The following is a 16,813-nucleotide window of genomic DNA, read 5'->3' as shown; positions in this document are numbered from 1 at the left end:
TAGAACAGGGCTGGATAAGCCAGCCCTGTTCCGCCAGATTAAGCCCGCAAAGGCGGAGCCATAAACTCCGGGCCTACCGGGTCTTTAATATCCTTGGCAAGAATTGCATCAATAGCCTGCATGTCTTCTGCATCCAGCTTCCAGCCAAAAGCATCATCCACACCTGCAATCTGCTCTGGCTTACGTGCACCCCACAGCGCAATAGTTGGGCCGCGATCCAACACCCAGCGAATAGCCAGTGCCAGCATGCTTTTGCCATGCTTATTGGCAATGGCTTTAAGGTCTTCCACCGCCTGCAAATACTGGCCAAAACGTGGCTGCTGGAACTTGGGATCTGTTTTACGCAGGTCATCCCCTTCAAACTTCCGGTCTGCCGTCATGCGGCCCGAAAGCAAACCACGGCACAGAGGGCCATAAGCCAGCACCACCAGATTGTTTTTTTCTGCATATGGCAGCACATCACGCTCTATTTCGCGCTCAAACAGGTTGTATGGCGGCTGCACAGCAGAAACAGGTGCAAACTTCCGGAATTCATCCATCTGCGCGGGTGAGAAATTGCTCAGCCCCAAGGCTTTAACCTTGCCACTTTTCACCAGATTTTCCAGAGCACGGGCTGTTTCTTCAAACGGAGTGCATGTATCTGGCCAATGAACCTGATACAGATCAATATAATCTGTGCGCAGGCGGCTTAAAGATTTTTCAACTTCCTCTTCAATCCGTGCAGATCGACTATCCCGGAAAACCTTTCCATCCTGCCAGTTCAACCCCACCTTGGTAGCCAGAATAACACGGCCACGCCGACCTTCCAAAGCCTTGCCAATAACTTCTTCAGAATGCCCAAATCCATAGACTGGTGCTGTATCAATCATATTGATACCAAGCTCCAGAGCTTCATCTATCGTCTTGCTGGCGTTTGCATCATCTGCGCCACCCCACATGGAACCACCAATAGCCCACGTGCCAAGCGCAATGCGGGAGGCTGGTTTGGCTATACCCGGAATGGCAATTGTATCTGCCGACATAAGATGTGCTCCTTGATAGCTAATTTATATTTTCCGTGCACAACATTCCGCACGGTTATGGCTGTATTTAACACGCATTTTCTGCATTTGGGCAAAGAGAAAAAATAGCTGAGCCCCTTTTACGCAGATAAGGGTTGACCAGCATTCATGACCTTCTACACTTCCCGATCATGAAAACATCATGCCATTCCTGCCTTCCGCGTTCCGGTGTTCTTGCTATTGTGCGAAGGCAGAATAATTTTCTGCTTGTCCGCCGCGCTAAAGCACCAGATGCCGGACTATGGGGTTTTCCCGGCGGGCGGATTGAACCGGGAGAAACTATTTTTTATGCCGCAGAACGCGAGCTTTTGGAAGAAACATCCTTACCAGCAAAAGCAACTTCTGTAATAGATGCATTTGATAGCTTGCATTATGATGCTCATGGAAAGCTAGAGTTCCACTACATCATTCTTGCCGTAAGGTGTGAGGAACAAGAACACACCCATAACCCCGTACAAGCTGGTGATGATGCCTTGGAGGCCCGTTGGTTTTCCTATCAGGAAATCAGCACACTAGGGGTACGAGCCAGCGCACGGCTGCACAGTCTGGCACGTCAGATTTTGAAAATGGAAGATCCCACTTACCTCACCTGACGTGCTGGGATTATTTTAGGAAATTTCTAAAATATCCTTTATCTTTTTTATATAATTCTCTTGCGTGTTTTCTGTAGAAATCCGTTTGAGTTCATGCGCATGCACGTTGTCCCACAACTGCTTGTCTTCATACAGCCGGACAATAGCATCCGCAAAACCCTGCGCGTCCGATACACTGGCGCACAGCATATCTTCACCAGGCACCCATCCAACCTGTTCACACAAAATATCCGTTGCAACAACAGGAATACCATGTGCTGCGGCTTCATGCAGTTTGTAGGGAATACCCGCCGCATACCGGGTTGGCGCCACAAATACCCGGTGGCTATTATAAACAGGTGTTACATCCTCTACCCGCCCCGTTACCACAATACGCGGGTTGTTTATAAGTGATGTAAGATCAACACGCGGGTTTACATAGCCACAGACTGTAAATTTAACGTCTTCTGGCAAACGGCCATCCAGTAATGGCAATACTTCTTTGCTAAACCACGCCAAGGAATCTACATTTGGTGAATCCTGATCATGCATGGCCCCCAGAAAAAGAATATCCCGGCGAGCTTCCCATCCGGGAGACCACGTTAAAGCGTTTTGCAAATGACCTAGAACATGAACATTAGAAAAACCGTGAGCATTAAGTATTTTGGAATCCTTACTGTTCACTGCAATAATTTTTTCAGACATGAACAAATGCCTGAATTCATGCTTCAAAAGCTCATCCACTGTTTTTTCTGGTGTTTGCCCGCGCAATTCCATTTTACGATATTCACGCGGCGCGGATACAGCCTCGGTATCCGTAATCACCATTGCACCCGTTAGGGCATCAGCACAATCCATAAGCACAGGAGCCAGACGATCTGCATTATGCGTGCGTGCAATCCAGATGGCATCATAATACCCAGCGCGGGATTTAATAAAATCTTCTAGTTCTGGTAATTCTCGATCCCAAATCACCTCTGCCCGATCCGGAAAAGCCATGCAGATATCTTCCTGAGATTCTGTTGGTCTAAATACCGGGTACACCGTTACTTGGCATCCAGCAGCAATCATGCTGCGCACAATATCGTTTGAACGCGTAAAACCTGATCCCAAAAACCGATAGGGCAATCTGTCTTCAATAAATAAAACGCGCTTCTGACCCTGCTTGCTGAAACGTGCTGTTGTCAGCATTCTGGGGTTGTTCAGGCTTTTCTGGCGCAAATATGCCGTATGCTTACGGCGGAACACATCCTGATTACGCGCTATCATGGATGCGCCACTCATAAAACTGGATGTGCCATACTCGTAATGTATTACAACCACCGAGGGATCATACACCACATCAAACCCGGCTTCATGAATACGCAAGCACAGATCTGTTTCTTCAAAATACGCAGGGGCATAATCTATATCAAAGCCCCCCAACTGGCGCAGCAGGGGCGTGCGTATCATCAAGAATGCACCGGCGCAATAATCTACAGATCTTACAAAATTAGCTTCTGGAACATCAGGGCGCTGATCACGCAGATAGCCGCACACCGATCCATCGCGCCAGACAATACTACCTGCTTCCTGCAACAAGCCATTGGTGCGTACAAGTTTGCCACCAACCGCCCCTATTTTTATTTCATGCCGTAACCGAGCCAAGGCATTGCCAATGGCTTCTGGCATCAGCTCTGTATCGTTGTTCAGATAAAGTGTGAATGGGCCACGCACTTTTTCCAATGCCGCATTGCAGCCCAGCAAAAAGCCAACATTACCGGGAAAATGCACAACATCCAGACCGCGCACATAACGTTCAATATGCCGCACACCATCTGTAGAGCCGGAATCCACCACAATAACCTGCATTTGGCCATTATAATTAGCACGTAGCGAAGCCAACGCGCTCATGGTCATGGCGAACAGATTATGTGCTACAATAATAACGCTTAAATCTGGTGCATCGTATGTAAAATCCAGAGTCTGATTCAAAAGAACAGGCAACCGAATGCGGCACATTTCATGATAGAGCTTTTTGGAAAGGGCCTCACTTTCCTTCAGCCCTTCCATATCATCTTCTAGCCTGCCGCCGTGGGCAATATAATGTGCGAACGCATCTGGAAAATCACCACGCGTAACTTCCTTTTGCACAACGGCATTACGGTAGTAGGATTCAAGGTCAATATTGGCGCTTGGTTTGCGGAGTTCATGCACACCATAGCGCAGAAAATGTTCATAAAAATTACGGAAGTTTCCGCTTTCAACCGCACCGCTTACATCATGATTCACGCTGCCGTAAAACTCTTCAGAGAAATAGGCATTCGGGTTGTAATCTGTTGGGGTGGAATTAGACAGATAATGGTGCAAGGCAGAAAGCCAGCGCCCTGAAGCCAGTTCCTTCCGGACATGCGGATAGGTTTCCAGATACCATTCAGGATCAAAATACCAAGACAGACGCTGACCATACCCCTGCTCAGGCCTCAGGTTACGCACACATTGTGCAAATGCACCCAAACCTTCAATACGTGTATGGCCACTTTTAAGATATGCTGTTGCGTTAAAAAACCATGATCCCGTTAAAAACTGTTCGTCACCCACATTCAGGTAATGATCATAGAGATTCCGAAACCCTGCTTCTTCCAACGTTGCAGGCTGAAGAGTTGGGTGCTGCTTGAAATAAAATTCACGATCAAAAAGCCAATGAGGATTGTGAGAAGAAAATCCTGTTTGGCAATAATGATCAAACCCGGATCTCCATTCACCTTTCCCCACAGCTTCAGCAACCGCAGGATAACGCCGCAGATACCAGTCCTCATCAAAATACGGGTTGGGTGAATGACGTAATGCTGGCCCTTTTTCCCTATAAAATTCCTCTAATACTTCTGCACCTTCAAGGCCTAGAAATTTCAGAACATCTCCATATTTTGCTGCGTACCATGTTGCGTCAAATACGCTCCAATCGATTGTTTTAATATTGCCACTTAAAGACATAGAGATATCCTGACATTGCATTCAGGCACACAGTATAAGATTTATACGCGGTGCTTCAACCGCTACAATACGGCAACGAAGTTATCACGCCTTCAACAATAAAAACCTAACACTTAAAATATAATATTTAATGGAAAATACGGCGTGTCACACGTTCCAGCTTTTTACGCCAAACCACAAACACCCATAACACAATAGCTGCGTACAGGCCGCCCATTGCCGCCATGGAAACAGGAACACCCGGCACCAGATACGTGGCTGCATCACAGGGTTTGGAAGGCAGCAGTGGCATAGAAGCCAGCCGCTCCGCCATAGTGCGCCCATATATATGAGGCGCGTGGCACGCAGGCAACGGGCTTGGCCACCATTGCCACTCCACCCCTACATGGCAAATAGAAAGGCCGATATCCGCCACCATAAAAGGCACCGTCAACCACAAAAGGTGTCGTGCTACCTTATCGGGCAACACAGCGGCCACAATGGCTGTGCCTAATAGCAAACGCCATGGCCAGCGTTCCCACAGGCACAGTTCGCACGGCATAATTTGCAAAACATGTTGGGTGTACCACACCACCCCCAGCGCCAATAACGCCGCACCTGCCAAAAATAGCGCCAGCGGCCGAGATGCGTGGCTCCCCCTCATTCAGACCGCACCTCTGCCAAAGCCGTAATAAAGGAACGCGCCCAACTGCCAGCCGTAACGCGCCAGACATCTGGCTTCAGCCGCTTCCACCGCAGTTGTCTTTCAGAAAGAGACATGCTGAGTGATTTATGCAAGGCATCTGCCACTTCATCTGCATCATGCGGGTTCACCAAAAGCGCATCTTCCATTTCTGGCGCAGCACCAGCAAAACGGGAGAGAATAAGCACGCCGGGATCTTTCGCATCCTGAGCTGCCACATATTCCTTGGCAACCAGATTCATACCATCCCGCAGAGGTGTTACCAACGCTGCGTGAGAAAGGCGGAAAAATGGGGCCAGCAGTTCACGCGAGACAGGGTGTGTAAGGTAACGGATAGGAACCCAGTCAAAATCTCCATACGTGCCGTTAATATGGCCAACCACACCATCCAGCTCTTCGCGCAGCACCTTGTATTCTGGCACACTACCGCGAGAAACCGGGGTGATCTGAAGATAAATAACCTTACCTCGGTATTCCGGATATTTGCGCAAGAACACTTCATACGCCCGAAAACGCTCCGGTAGCCCCTTGGAATAATCCATCCGGTCCACACCGATAATCAGCGGCAAGCCCCGCAGGCTTTTTTCAAGCTTCTGCACTTCCGGGTTATCTAAACCGGAGGAAGCCTGCTGCTGAAAGCTTTCTGGATCTATTCCAATCGGGAACACACGGGCCTGCGCTGGCACCCCAACAACAGAAAAACCTTCATTAACATTGCGCGCGTCATCTTCCGTCTGCACACCCATCACATCATAGGCGCGTAAAGATCGCATCAGCTTTTCAGCACCAGGCAAGGCCCGCATGAGACTCCATGGTGGAAATGGAATGTGCAGGAAAAACCCGATACGGCACTTTATCCCCTGTTCCCGCAGCGCAAGCCCAAGTGGGAACAGATGGTAATCATGCACCCATATCAAATCATCAGATTTTAAGAGGGGGGCAAGCTTCTGCGCGAACATGGTATTCACGGCATGATATGTGTGCCGATCCTGCCGACTATAACTCATCAGCCCTGCGCGGTAATGGCAAAGCGGCCACAGGATTCCGTTGGAATACCCTTCGTAAAACCCATTATATTCTGATTTGGTCAGATCTACAGTGGCGTAAGTCACGTTATCTACCGTGTCTATGCTTACGCGCCGATCCTCCCCTTCATCATCTGAAATTTGTTGCCCAGACCATCCAAACCACAGGCACTCCTGCCCTTGTACAGCATCACGCAGAGCAACAGCCAAGCCACCAGCAGGTTGGGCACGCTCACGCACAGCCGGAACGCGATTGGAAACAATAACAAGACGCCCCATCCCTTACCGGCTCCCGCCAGTAAGAGAGGCCAGCCAAGCCCGAAAAATAGAAGGGGTTGGAAAATCAGATGGAATACGCAACCCAACGCCCCCCATTCTGCGTACAGCAGCTATAGCATCTTCATCCGTTACATCATCCCCTACAAACACAGGCTTTTTGCCCGTAAAGGGAGGACTTTCCATTAACAGAGAGACAGCATAGCCTTTATCAATTCCGGCTGGGCGAATTTCCCACGCCATTTTTGCCGGCAAAAGCAAGAATGTGCCTTTAGAGTGCTTAACCCATTCACTAGCTGCCTGGCACAACGTTTCTGCTGCTTCCGGTGCGGCACGGTAATGCAGAACAAAGCCGCCTTCTTTGTGCTCTAACCGCGTGCCGGGCAATGTTGCCAGCAAATCCCGCGCTTGAGCCAGCCATTCAGGTGGCAGGGTAGGCAATGCTGCACGTTCAATCGGGCCACCGGGCCGATGCCGAATAGCTACCCCGTGTTCACCTGCAACAGCAAAAGGCACATCACCCAGAAAATGATCTATCTGATCAATGGGGCGGCCAGAAACAACGGCCAAAGCATCTCCGCATGCTTCACGCAGGCGGCGCAGGCTATCAAGAAGCCCATTTGGCACCACAACAGATTCTGGCGTGGGAGCAATATCCACCAGAGTACCATCAAAATCGAGCAGAAAGGCAGTTTCGTTTAACGGGGGTAGATGAAAACGGAAATCCTGCGCACCGAGAGAACCTAGCACGTTTGCACCTCAATCCTTGTTGTGATGTCCAGCTATAATAACAAGAGTGCCAGGCACTTGCAGCTAGACCATTGTTTTGACACGTTGCCGAACACCCCCTGCTTCGACAACCACCGATCTTACAGACCTGCCGCGCGGAACCGGCACAAAAACGAAACGGTTCCTTACCTAACGTTAGTAAACGCCGCCGGTTTCTTGCTTGTCTGGTATGGCATCGGGAATATCCGGGCTGCCCGCATGGCCGGAAGATGCCCCATCCCCCGCAGGCGCTGGAACCGTATCCGAGCCAGATGCAGGGGGCGCAACGGGGGCTACAGGTTTGGGCAGTGGGGGCAACATAGGCTCTGTATCCGCGCCCTCGCACCGCACCATCCGCACATCGTAAACCGGACTTTCAAACACACCTAATGCAGGCTCCGCTGCCAGCATCCAGCCCTGAAAGGCGGCTCCGTTAGGGTGTTTATCCTGCACGGCCATCCACGCTGCAGCATCGGGCGAAAGCGTTGGAGGGCGCTGCAAACAGCGTGAAGGTGTAATGTCCAGACTTTTATAATGTGCTGTTGTGCCTACCGGAACCGAAAGTACCTCTACATGGGCATCCAACCTGTCCAGAACACGCACAACAGCCGTATTTTTACCTTGCCATGTATCTGGCGCATAAACTGCCGGAGGCGCTAAAGCAGAGCCCGCAGCCTGCGCCAAAACAGGCGCCCCAGCCAAAATAGCCCCACAAGCCACGGCTTTATATGTTGCGCGCTTCATGCAGCTTGCCCTCCGTTTTTAGGGGAAGCGAGGCTCTCAACCATATCCTTCAAACGCGCCCGCATAAATTGTTCACTCACCCCCATCAGCATGGCATCCTCAAACGCATCGCGCATAATATCCTGCACTTCCTGCCAGTTTTCTTCCAAAACACGCAGCTTTTCATGGCAGGTTATGGGGTTTCCATCATCCTGCGGCCAGAAGCGTGGCTTTTCCATGCTGTTGTTTCCCGGCTTCACTCTAAAATTAACGGATTTTTATGTCTGTTTCAGGGCAGATCATTCCCACCCGCGCCACCACCATTGGTAGGTGCTGCTTTGTTGGCACGTGTGAGCGTATCCGTAACCGAGAAAATAAACTTGCTGAGCAACTGCTCCAGACTGATGGAGCCTTGTGTCTGCCCAACTGTTTCACCGGGTTTAAGGGTTTTGTCATCCCCGCCGGGGGAGAGGGCAATATACTTGCCGCCCAGCAGGCTATCACTGGTAATAATAGCCGCTGTATCATCTGAAAGGTGAATATCAGGCCGCACAGTAAATGTGACATGCGCCTTGAAGCTGTGCGGATCTACTGTTTCACTTACCACTTGCCCAACGGTTACACCTGCCAACCGCACATCAGAGCCAATATCCAGCCCATCTATGTGCGTGAAATCGGCATTAAGCTGGTAGCCGGTTGTATCTGTCTTGCGACCCTCGCCCACCACGGCGGCCACCAGCATACCGCCGATAGCCACCAGCACAACTGTGCCTGTAAGCAGTTCTGTCAGACTACGCCGAGATTTTTCTGCCATTGCTGAAGCCATAAGCCGCATCGCACTCCCTGTATTGCCTGTTCGGTTTAGCAGGAAATGCGCAGCAGATCACGCATCAGGTGTCCATGCCTCGTAATCTCCTGTCGCAGGCGGGTGCTGGCCGGTGGAATACAAGCTGCCCGCAGGCCTGTAAGCTTGCGCCGTGCCTGTCATATTCGGCTGATACGGAAGCTGCCAGGGCTTACGCTCTTCCACCGGAATAGGAGCGTCCAGCGTATGGTGCAGCCACCCCCACCACTCTGGCGGCACGGCCGAGGCATCCTCCCCTTTCAGGTAGATCACCCAGCGTTCGGGCCGTTCCACCCCGCCACCCTGACGGGCCGGGCCTGTTGATTCGTAATAACTGCGGCCATCGGCATCCTTGCCAACCAGCCGCCCCTTCCGGCGCGTATGCAGCCATGTTCCAAAGTTTGCCATGCTATGGATGATAGGACTCCACACTCCAGCCAGTCCATGAAATATGCACGCGCTTCCGATCAACTGCGCTCGAGCTGCCGGTATTTGGACAGGAAACGGCAACTTCACAAAAAGTTATCCCCCATATCCTCATTATGCAGAGTGTTAACCGCCTTTTGGCAGCACGATTCCGGGTTCCGACGCGATGGGCTGAAACGATAAACTGCCCGCATGAACGCAACAGCCAGACGCCACTGGAATGGCGTGCTGATGAGCACGCTAGAGGCCGCAGCAGATCCGGACGCTCCCCTTCGCTCCGTTACGCTGCCCGCAGAATGGGATACAGATGCCGCAACGGCATTGGCCCAGCTTGTACCAGGAGATGAAGCGCTGGATCTGCCCAGCCTTGCCTCCCGCTGGATTGATGCGCTGGCACCAGATGATGCCACGGCCCGATCTTTGGTATGGATGCTGCTTACGCGGCAGGCCGCGCCAACAGAAGCCGTATGGCATTGCCGTTTTGACCGCCCGCCCGGCTTTATTGTTAATCTGGCAGCTTTTGTTTCCCCCGGTGAAGGATTTGCTGCGCGCACATTTGTTGCGGCCCTGCGGCTGATCTGCTCCGTATTGCGCCATGCCGCCAGCACACTGGCAAACCAGCGCAATGGTGAACTGCCGCTGCCAGATTTATTTGCACCGGAACAAGCAGAAGCAACCCCCACCACACCAACAGATACACTGGCCCCCACCCCGCTAGCCGGTGATATTTTGCTGACCAATCTGGATGCCTGCCTTGCAGGCGTTGGACTGGATTATGATAGTGAAGATGGCCGCGCCGCTGCATGCGCCATAGCTGCATTGGCCACCTTAACTGCCCATGCAGGCCGAGGGCCGGAATCCCTCCCACTGCCGCCAGTGCGCACTGTTCTGCCCGGATTGGGAGAAACCCTGCGCGCGGTTTGGAACGAAGCGGCCGTAGAAACAGAAACACCTTTGGCCCCGATTGAAACCGGCTTTTCTTCCTCCAACCCGATAGACGGGCTTTTGGGCGTAGAAGCTTGTGGGCTAGCCCCAGCTTTTTCCATGCTGCGGCCAGATGGCAAACTTTCCAGAAGCGCTTTACTGCGGTTGGAAGCGCGGGATTTTACGGTTGAAACAGCTTTGGCTGCCGCGCTGGCAGGTGAAACTGTTCTCCCCCAACCCGGCCCCAATGCACATCTGGCCATGTATCGGGCTCTCACTGGGTTTGTGGACCGTATGCCCGCACGGCCAGAAGTGCAAAACCAGCCTACCCGCAACAAGCTGGAGCGTGGGGTGCGCCGCACGCTGCCCCCACGGCACGGTGGCTTTACACAAAAAACCACTATTGGCGGCCATCGCCTGTTCCTACGTACTGGGGAATATGAAGATGGCACACTAGGTGAGCTGGCCCTTACCCCCACGCGGGAAAGCGGCATGGTGCGCGGGCTGATGGAAAGCTTGGGCGAAGCCGTGAGCATTGGCCTTCAATACGGTGCCCCGCTGGAAGCCTTTGTGGAAAACTTTGCCTATACCTGTTTTGGCCCGGCTGGCACCGTAGAGGGAGACCCCGTTGCCTCCTACGCCACATCTATGCTGGACTACGCCTTCCGGGCTTTGTCAGACACATATTTAGGTGTTCGGCTGCCAGATGGCCCGCATCAGGATGCACAATCTGACCCAGACCCCCTTCTGCCGCTAGATCTGCCAGAAGCAGATGGTACGCCGCCTACTGGGCGCAAACGCCGTAATCTGCGGCTTGTCTGCTAAAGGCATACGGTTCATTCTGCGGGGCAAGAGGCCATTTTCTGCTTCTTGCCCAGCTTTTTAACACAAGGAATACAGCGTGATGAGCAATCCTGAATCCCGTCTGGCTGAACTTGGTATCGAACTTCCCACCCCTGCCGCACCTGTTGCCAACTATGTGGCCTGCGTACAAACAGGTTCTCTGCTGGTAGTTTCCGGCCAGCTCCCTCTTAAAGATGGCAAGCTGTTTGCTACCGGCAAGCTGGGTGATGCCGTCTCTGTTGAAACAGCGGTTGAAGCCGCGCGTTACAGCATGATCAATGTAATTGCACAGGTGCGTGCCGCAGTGGGTGACCTTTCCCGCGTGAAGCGCGTAGTACGGCTGGGTGGCTTTATTGCCTGCACACCAGAATTCACCTCGCACGCAGCCGCCATGAATGGCGCATCTGACTTGGCCGTTGCCGTATTTGGTGATGCCGGACGCCATGCACGCTCCACCGTTGGCGTGCCTTCTCTGCCGCTGGATGCGCCGGTTGAAGTAGAAGGGCTGTTCGAAATCGGCTAAATTTGCAGGAAAGACACAGACATGCCTGACTGGTCCGTATCTCTGCACAACAGTATCCATGCCATTCCAGAAATGGAGTGGAATGCCTGTGCAGGGGTGGACAACCCATTTGTCAGCCATGCCTTTCTTTCTGCATTGGAAGACAGCGGTTCTGTACGCCGTGAAACAGGCTGGCTGCCGCAGCATGTCAGCCTGCATGCGCCAGATGGACAACTGGCCGCCACATGCCCTGCCTATATCAAGGGCCATTCATGGGGCGAGTATGTGTTCGACCAAGGTTGGGCACGCGCCTTTGAAGCCGCTGGGGGGCGCTATTACCCCAAACTGCAAATTGCCGTGCCCTTTACCCCCACACCCGGCCCACGCCTTTTAACGCGGCCAGATGCACCGGCAGAAACCAAAGCAGTTATGGCAGATGCTTTGCGCCAGATCTGCCACGATACCGGCCTTTCCTCTGCCCATGTTACATTTTGCACCAAGCAGGAAAGCGATAATCTGGCTGAACGCGGATGGCTGCCCCGATTAGGCTTGCAGTATCACTGGCATAATAAAAACTACACCAGCTTTGATGATTTTCTGGAAACACTTTCATCTCGCAAACGCAAAGCTATCCGGCGGGAGCGGCGTGATGCCAATGCCGCTGGCCTAAGCTTTCATACCCTGCGCGGATCAGACATTACGCCTGAAGATTGGCAAGCTTTTTACACATTTTACCAGAATACAATTGATAAGAAGTGGGGCAACGCCTACCTGACGCCCGATTTTTTTCCGCTACTTTCTGAACGCTTACAAGACCGTGTTGTGCTGATGATAGCACGGCATGGGAGTACACCAGTTGCCGCAGCCCTAAACCTTTTGGGGGGCGATACATTGTATGGCCGCAACTGGGGATGCATTGGCAACTGGCCGTTTTTGCATTTTGAGCTGTGCTATTATCGCGCCATAGATTTTGCCATTGCCCACGGCCTCAAGCGAGTAGAAGCCGGGGCGCAGGGTGAACATAAAATCCAGCGTGGCTATCTGCCTGCCCTCACACATTCTGTCCATTGGCTGGAAAATCCCTCACTCCGCAACGGTGTTGGGGCTTTCCTTCAGGCAGAACGCCCGGCCATATTGGCGGAAGCCGAAGCCCTTAACGCACTTTCTCCCTATCGGCAGGGTGAAACATGACCTGAAATTTCGTGCACATACCGGACATGTACACCTGAAAACGTTGTCGTTTGGCGTTTTTTTGCGTATGCCCCGGCTTGAAACTCCACACGCTTCTGCATGACCAACTGGCAGCTCCATGACCAACGCATCTTCATCCTCCCTTCCCTCCGATCATCAGGCTTCCCTGATTGATGGCAAAGGCTTTGCCGCCAAAATGCGCCAGAATATCCGAGAGGATGTTCTGGCGTTTCACGAGAAACATGGCGTAACACCCGGTCTGGCGGTGATTCTTGTCGGGAATGATCCTGCCAGCGAAGTGTATGTGCGCAACAAAGCTGTGCAAACCCACCATGCCGGCATGCGCTCCTTTATGCACATGCTGCCCGAAAATACATCGGAAGCTGAACTTCTGGCGCTGATAGACCGCCTGAACAAAGACCCCGAAATTCACGGCATTCTGGTACAGCTTCCCCTGCCAAACGGGCTGGATGGACGCCGCGTCACCAATGCCATTCTGCCTGAAAAGGATGTGGATGGGTTGGGGGAAATCAACGCTGGCCGTCTGGCGGTGGGCCTGCCCTCCCTTATTCCCTGTACACCACTGGGCTGCCTGTTCCTGCTGCGTGATCAGCTTGGGGATATGAAAGGCCAGCACGCCGTAGTTATCGGGGCTTCCAATTTGGTTGGCAAACCCATGGCCCTGTTGCTACTGGCAGAAGGTTGCACGGTTTCTATTGCACATATCCACACGCGCGATACGGCGGCACTGGCGCGGGAAGCCGATATTCTGGTGGTGGCCACTGGCTGCCGTGAACTGGTGCGTGGGGATTGGATTAAACCCGGCGCTACCGTGATTGATGTTGGTATCACCCGTATCAAAACCGATGATGGCAAAACCCGCCTTGTAGGCGATGTAGCGTTTGATGAAGCAGTTAAAGTGGCTGGCCGCATTACCCCGGTGCCGGGTGGCGTCGGCCCCATGACAATTGCCTGCTTGCTGAAAAACACGCTCACCGCAGCCAAATTGCAGCTTGAAGGGATTGCAGAATGAGCCTTTCTCGCCTTTCGGTTGAGCTAATTCCGCGTTCTGCTGAGGCTCTGGCGGCAGATGTAGCCACAGTTAAAACCACTTTTCCCGCAGCAGATACGCTAAATATTCCTGACCTAATGCGCTTTCCCCTTCGCAGTTGGGATGCCGCAGCACTTGTGCGCCCACAGTTTGGAAACGTTATTCCGCATATCCGGGCCATAGATATTGCGCCGGATGCGCCTCTGCCCGGAGCAGATCAATCAGGGTTGGAAGAAATTCTGATTGTGCATGGTGACCCACCGGCAGATCTCAGCCACCGCACATACCCCAACAGCACGGAAAGCATTATCCGCCGCTACCGGCGTGAAGCTCCGCACCTCAAAGTCTATGCAGCGTTTGACCCATACCGCCGCGCCCCATGGAAAGAGCTGGAAGATGTGGCCCGTAAAAAAGAAGCCGGAGCTATTGGCTTTTTCACGCAGCCCGTATTTGACCTGAAGCTGTTTGATCTGTGCCGGGAATGGATGCAGGGCGAATGCGTATTTTGGGGCCTTTCCCCCGTTATTGGCCCCAAATCACGCTCTTACTGGGAAACAACAAATCACATTGTTTTCCCGCGTGATTTTTCTCCCACGCTGGAAGCCAACATCCTGTTTGCACAAACGGTACTTAAAGAACTAGCGCAGGAAAAAGGCAAAGCCTACCTTATGCCCGTACGCATCAAGCTAGAACAGTATCTTCCTGCCCTGCTTGATGCCGTGGCATAAAAGCCGTGCAATTTTCCTGTATTATTCCCACTTACCCGATCGTTTTATAGGATCAGCCCATGCCGTTCTATCTTCTCTCCTGGCATGGCGCACTGGTGGGGTATACGGGCTTGCGGCTGCATCCTGTTTCCTTTGCACAATCCTTTATGCGTGGCACAACTCCAGCCACGTTAGATGAGCAATCTGCGGCGTTAAATCCTGGTGGAACGTTTACCAAAGCAGAAGCTATAGAAAATTTTGCAGGCCGCCCGCTTATGTCTATCCGGGCAGGCACGGGCTATCTTTCTAGCCGAGACCAGAATGTGTTCGATGTTGTGCCGCTTTGCGCTACATGGGAGCACTTTCTGCTTTTGCCGCCAGAGCTGCTTTCCGTCCTGCGCGATCTTACGGAACAGGAATGGTATAATGGTACACGCTTTGTTGGGCGCGCCACCTGTGCAGAGCATCATTTGCAACTGGATGGGCGCAAATGGCCCGCAGAGCAACTTCAGGCCGAACGCACAAAAGACACCATAACACTCTGGAGCGATACCACCCCAGAGAAGGTAACATTTACTATCTGCCCCTCCCACGCTCTATCTGGTTTAATGGAAGATGCCCTGCATCTTTTACAAACAAACACTCTACGCCCCACCACAACACCGTGGGCCACATTGGATGATCTGCGCGAACAGATTTTACGCTTAAGTGTTACTCCGCGTGATACGGCCACATGCGTACAATTGGCGCGTTTGTGCGCTCTTTTTGGGCAATGGGAACTGGCAGACGGGTTTTTAACCATTGCGCGCCAGCATGATGCACGCCCCGAACTGCAATGGATGGCCGCCATTCTGGCCTTACGCACCAAAAACTACGATACCGCCGCCACGTTAATGGAGCAGTCTCTTGCCACGCGTTATCCTGATCGCGACATAGGCACGCTACTCGCCCCATTAGTGACACGGCAACAGGCCGGAGAATGTGCTCTTTTGCTGGTGCCTAGTGCTTTAAGCAATATGGGGCTACCAGCTTTTGAAACACCATTTGAGGCGCTTTTGGTGCCTATGCGCCTTTCATCCAACAATGGCCCGGACATCCGGCGCATCTATAGCGCCCTGTTTGAACAAGCGTTCCAGAAACTGGATACAGAAAGCCGTTTGCGCCTTTTAACGGCGGAAGCCCGGTTAAATGGTCTGAGTTGGTGGGAAGAACTGGGCATGGGCCATACAAGCTGGTTGGCTGGCCTACAGGCAGAAGCAGATACGCATTACGCCATTGCCCGCAAACTGGCCTTGCAGGATAACATGGCCCCGGCTCTGTATGATCAAGGGGTGTTTTCATGGTTAAGCACGCAGGAATGCGGGCGCTTAGCCAGCCGCGCTATACCGGATGTAACGGGTGTAGCAAACTGGCAATGGCACTTTAGTATACCAGAAGAACGGCCTTCTACCTGCTTAGCCTTTGCCTGTACAGCGCAACATTTTGATCTGGTTCCGGGGCTTGTGCTTTCCCTTATCCATGCCTGCCGAGAAGACCGTTCCGCGGGCCAAATCCAGATCTGCCTTGGTGTTGCAAACCCAACTGTGGATCAGCTTACCTTTCTCTCCACTCTTTCAGAATGGTTGGAAAAACATTCCACAACATTGCGACTCAGCTTTGGGCATGGTGAAACAAAATCAGATGCCGCTATGCTGGAACCCGCATTACGGTATCTGATCCTACCTGATATTGCCGCCCAGTTTAGGGTGCCCGTTTTGATAGGAGATTGCGCAGGCTATTTTCCTGCCAATTTTGTCAGCCTGCTGCGAGATATGAAAGCCCATGCAACATATGGCTTTGATCTGACCCAGTTTGATGACAACGGCCACCAACAATATGGCGCACCGTGGAGCATGAATACGGCTTTGGCCTATTTTGGCGAAGCCGAGCTTGTGCCCGCTATTGCCGCCTTTATGAGCGATTACTTGAATACAGTATGCTCACCAAGCAACCCGTATCATACAGACATGGATCGCTGCGTACTAGCTCAGACATTTCGCCGCTTTGTGGCTTCTCGCTGGGCGCAACTTTCCATCCGGTTCTTAAATGATGGGCCACCCCTTCTGGTTATGCCGCAGCATGAACACACAGGGCTTGTAACGCCGGATGATGTTTTAAACGATCTTAAAGCCTATGCGCGCTAGGCAATTTCAACCATTGCCATGCTCTTTCCCTGAACCTTTTATAAAAGGTTCAGGGAAGAAAC

Annotated in this window: 16 protein-coding genes; 7 read left to right on the top strand and 9 right to left on the bottom strand. The window is 52.4% G+C overall.

Annotated features, from left to right (window positions below; all coding sequences use genetic code 11):
* Nucleotides 1-38: 38 nt before the first annotated feature.
* Complete coding sequence (locus FKW19_RS11390; RefSeq protein ID WP_089178437.1) at nt 39-1,022, bottom strand: aldo/keto reductase; 984 nt, start codon at nt 1,020-1,022, stop codon at nt 39-41.
* A gap of 134 nt (nt 1,023-1,156) precedes the next feature.
* Here FKW19_RS11390 and FKW19_RS11385 point away from each other — a divergent pair, with 134 nt between their 5' ends.
* Nucleotides 1,157-1,654, top strand: coding sequence for an NUDIX hydrolase (locus tag FKW19_RS11385; RefSeq protein WP_006116804.1), 498 nt, complete (start codon nt 1,157-1,159; stop codon nt 1,652-1,654).
* Between the two features lie 15 nt (nt 1,655-1,669).
* Here FKW19_RS11385 and FKW19_RS11380 read toward each other — a convergent pair whose 3' ends face one another.
* The 8 genes from FKW19_RS11380 to FKW19_RS11345 form a co-directional block, all read right to left on the bottom strand.
* A complete protein-coding gene (locus tag FKW19_RS11380) occupies nt 1,670-4,627 on the bottom strand; it encodes a glycosyltransferase (RefSeq protein ID WP_089178436.1) in 2,958 nt (985 codons plus the stop codon).
* Between the two features lie 106 nt (nt 4,628-4,733).
* Complete coding sequence (locus FKW19_RS11375; protein ID WP_006116802.1) at nt 4,734-5,249, bottom strand: disulfide bond formation protein B; 516 nt, start codon at nt 5,247-5,249, stop codon at nt 4,734-4,736.
* Nucleotides 5,246-6,592, bottom strand: coding sequence for a trehalose-6-phosphate synthase (locus FKW19_RS11370; RefSeq protein ID WP_089178435.1), 1,347 nt, complete (start codon nt 6,590-6,592; stop codon nt 5,246-5,248). The genes FKW19_RS11375 and FKW19_RS11370 overlap by 4 nt, the downstream gene beginning before the upstream one ends.
* Nucleotides 6,593-6,595: 3 nt before the next feature.
* The gene (gene otsB / locus FKW19_RS11365) at nt 6,596-7,339 is read right to left on the bottom strand and encodes a trehalose-phosphatase (RefSeq protein WP_089178434.1); all 744 of its coding nucleotides are present in this window, start codon (nt 7,337-7,339) and stop codon (nt 6,596-6,598) included.
* A gap of 174 nt (nt 7,340-7,513) precedes the next feature.
* The gene (locus FKW19_RS11360) at nt 7,514-8,101 is read right to left on the bottom strand and encodes a DUF2155 domain-containing protein (protein ID WP_089178433.1); all 588 of its coding nucleotides are present in this window, start codon (nt 8,099-8,101) and stop codon (nt 7,514-7,516) included.
* Complete coding sequence (locus FKW19_RS11355; RefSeq protein ID WP_035352796.1) at nt 8,098-8,319, bottom strand: hypothetical protein; 222 nt, start codon at nt 8,317-8,319, stop codon at nt 8,098-8,100. The genes FKW19_RS11360 and FKW19_RS11355 overlap by 4 nt, the downstream gene beginning before the upstream one ends.
* 50 nt (nt 8,320-8,369) lie before the next feature.
* Nucleotides 8,370-8,915: an outer membrane lipid asymmetry maintenance protein MlaD gene (mlaD, locus tag FKW19_RS11350; RefSeq protein WP_006116797.1), complete on the bottom strand. Its 546-nt coding sequence runs from the start codon at nt 8,913-8,915 to the stop codon at nt 8,370-8,372.
* A 48-nt stretch (nt 8,916-8,963) separates the two neighbouring features.
* A complete protein-coding gene (locus tag FKW19_RS11345; RefSeq protein ID WP_035352793.1) occupies nt 8,964-9,332 on the bottom strand; it encodes an NADH:ubiquinone oxidoreductase subunit NDUFA12 in 369 nt (122 codons plus the stop codon).
* Between the two features lie 210 nt (nt 9,333-9,542).
* Here FKW19_RS11345 and FKW19_RS11340 point away from each other — a divergent pair, with 210 nt between their 5' ends.
* From FKW19_RS11340 to FKW19_RS11315, 6 genes are all read left to right on the top strand, one after another.
* Entirely contained in the window at nt 9,543-11,099 is a 1,557-nt protein-coding gene (locus FKW19_RS11340) for a vitamin B12-dependent ribonucleotide reductase (protein WP_089178432.1), read from the top strand.
* A 76-nt stretch (nt 11,100-11,175) separates the two neighbouring features.
* Nucleotides 11,176-11,640, top strand: a complete 465-nt coding sequence (locus FKW19_RS11335) for a RidA family protein (protein ID WP_089178431.1) — start codon at nt 11,176-11,178, stop codon at nt 11,638-11,640.
* A 21-nt stretch (nt 11,641-11,661) separates the two neighbouring features.
* Entirely contained in the window at nt 11,662-12,810 is a 1,149-nt protein-coding gene (locus tag FKW19_RS11330; protein ID WP_089178430.1) for a GNAT family N-acetyltransferase, read from the top strand.
* Between the two features lie 118 nt (nt 12,811-12,928).
* Nucleotides 12,929-13,843 (top strand): bifunctional methylenetetrahydrofolate dehydrogenase/methenyltetrahydrofolate cyclohydrolase, encoded by a 915-nt coding sequence (locus FKW19_RS11325; protein ID WP_089178429.1) that lies wholly within the window; start codon nt 12,929-12,931, stop codon nt 13,841-13,843.
* The gene (locus FKW19_RS11320) at nt 13,840-14,589 is read left to right on the top strand and encodes a methylenetetrahydrofolate reductase (protein ID WP_006116792.1); all 750 of its coding nucleotides are present in this window, start codon (nt 13,840-13,842) and stop codon (nt 14,587-14,589) included. The genes FKW19_RS11325 and FKW19_RS11320 overlap by 4 nt, the downstream gene beginning before the upstream one ends.
* A gap of 59 nt (nt 14,590-14,648) precedes the next feature.
* Nucleotides 14,649-16,751, top strand: coding sequence for a hypothetical protein (locus tag FKW19_RS11315; RefSeq protein WP_089178428.1), 2,103 nt, complete (start codon nt 14,649-14,651; stop codon nt 16,749-16,751).
* Nucleotides 16,752-16,813 lie beyond the last annotated feature (62 nt).

Origin of the sequence: Acetobacter sp. DmW_125128 (assembly GCF_008704325.1) — a bacterium.
Lineage (GTDB): Bacteria > Pseudomonadota > Alphaproteobacteria > Acetobacterales > Acetobacteraceae > Acetobacter > Acetobacter oryzifermentans.
This window is presented reverse-complemented; position numbering and strand designations above follow the sequence as displayed.

Bases quoted from the DNA above. Each gene is read 5' to 3' on its own strand.
- FKW19_RS11370 (WP_089178435.1), bottom strand. From the start codon at position 6,592: ATGGGGCGTCTTGTTATTGTTTCCAATCGCGTTCCGGCTGTGCGTGAG.
- FKW19_RS11345 (WP_035352793.1), bottom strand. From the start codon at position 9,332: ATGGCAAACTTTGGAACATGGCTGCATACGCGCCGGAAGGGGCGGCTG.
- FKW19_RS11325 (WP_089178429.1), top strand. From the start codon at position 12,929: ATGACCAACGCATCTTCATCCTCCCTTCCCTCCGATCATCAGGCTTCC.
- FKW19_RS11315 (WP_089178428.1), top strand. From the start codon at position 14,649: ATGCCGTTCTATCTTCTCTCCTGGCATGGCGCACTGGTGGGGTATACG.
- mlaD (WP_006116797.1), bottom strand. From the start codon at position 8,915: ATGCGGCTTATGGCTTCAGCAATGGCAGAAAAATCTCGGCGTAGTCTG.
- FKW19_RS11360 (WP_089178433.1), bottom strand. From the start codon at position 8,101: ATGAAGCGCGCAACATATAAAGCCGTGGCTTGTGGGGCTATTTTGGCT.
- FKW19_RS11355 (WP_035352796.1), bottom strand. From the start codon at position 8,319: ATGGAAAAGCCACGCTTCTGGCCGCAGGATGATGGAAACCCCATAACC.
- FKW19_RS11380 (WP_089178436.1), bottom strand. From the start codon at position 4,627: ATGCAATGTCAGGATATCTCTATGTCTTTAAGTGGCAATATTAAAACA.
- FKW19_RS11390 (WP_089178437.1), bottom strand. From the start codon at position 1,022: ATGTCGGCAGATACAATTGCCATTCCGGGTATAGCCAAACCAGCCTCC.
- FKW19_RS11340 (WP_089178432.1), top strand. From the start codon at position 9,543: ATGAACGCAACAGCCAGACGCCACTGGAATGGCGTGCTGATGAGCACG.
- FKW19_RS11330 (WP_089178430.1), top strand. From the start codon at position 11,662: ATGCCTGACTGGTCCGTATCTCTGCACAACAGTATCCATGCCATTCCA.
- FKW19_RS11320 (WP_006116792.1), top strand. From the start codon at position 13,840: ATGAGCCTTTCTCGCCTTTCGGTTGAGCTAATTCCGCGTTCTGCTGAG.
- FKW19_RS11375 (WP_006116802.1), bottom strand. From the start codon at position 5,249: ATGAGGGGGAGCCACGCATCTCGGCCGCTGGCGCTATTTTTGGCAGGT.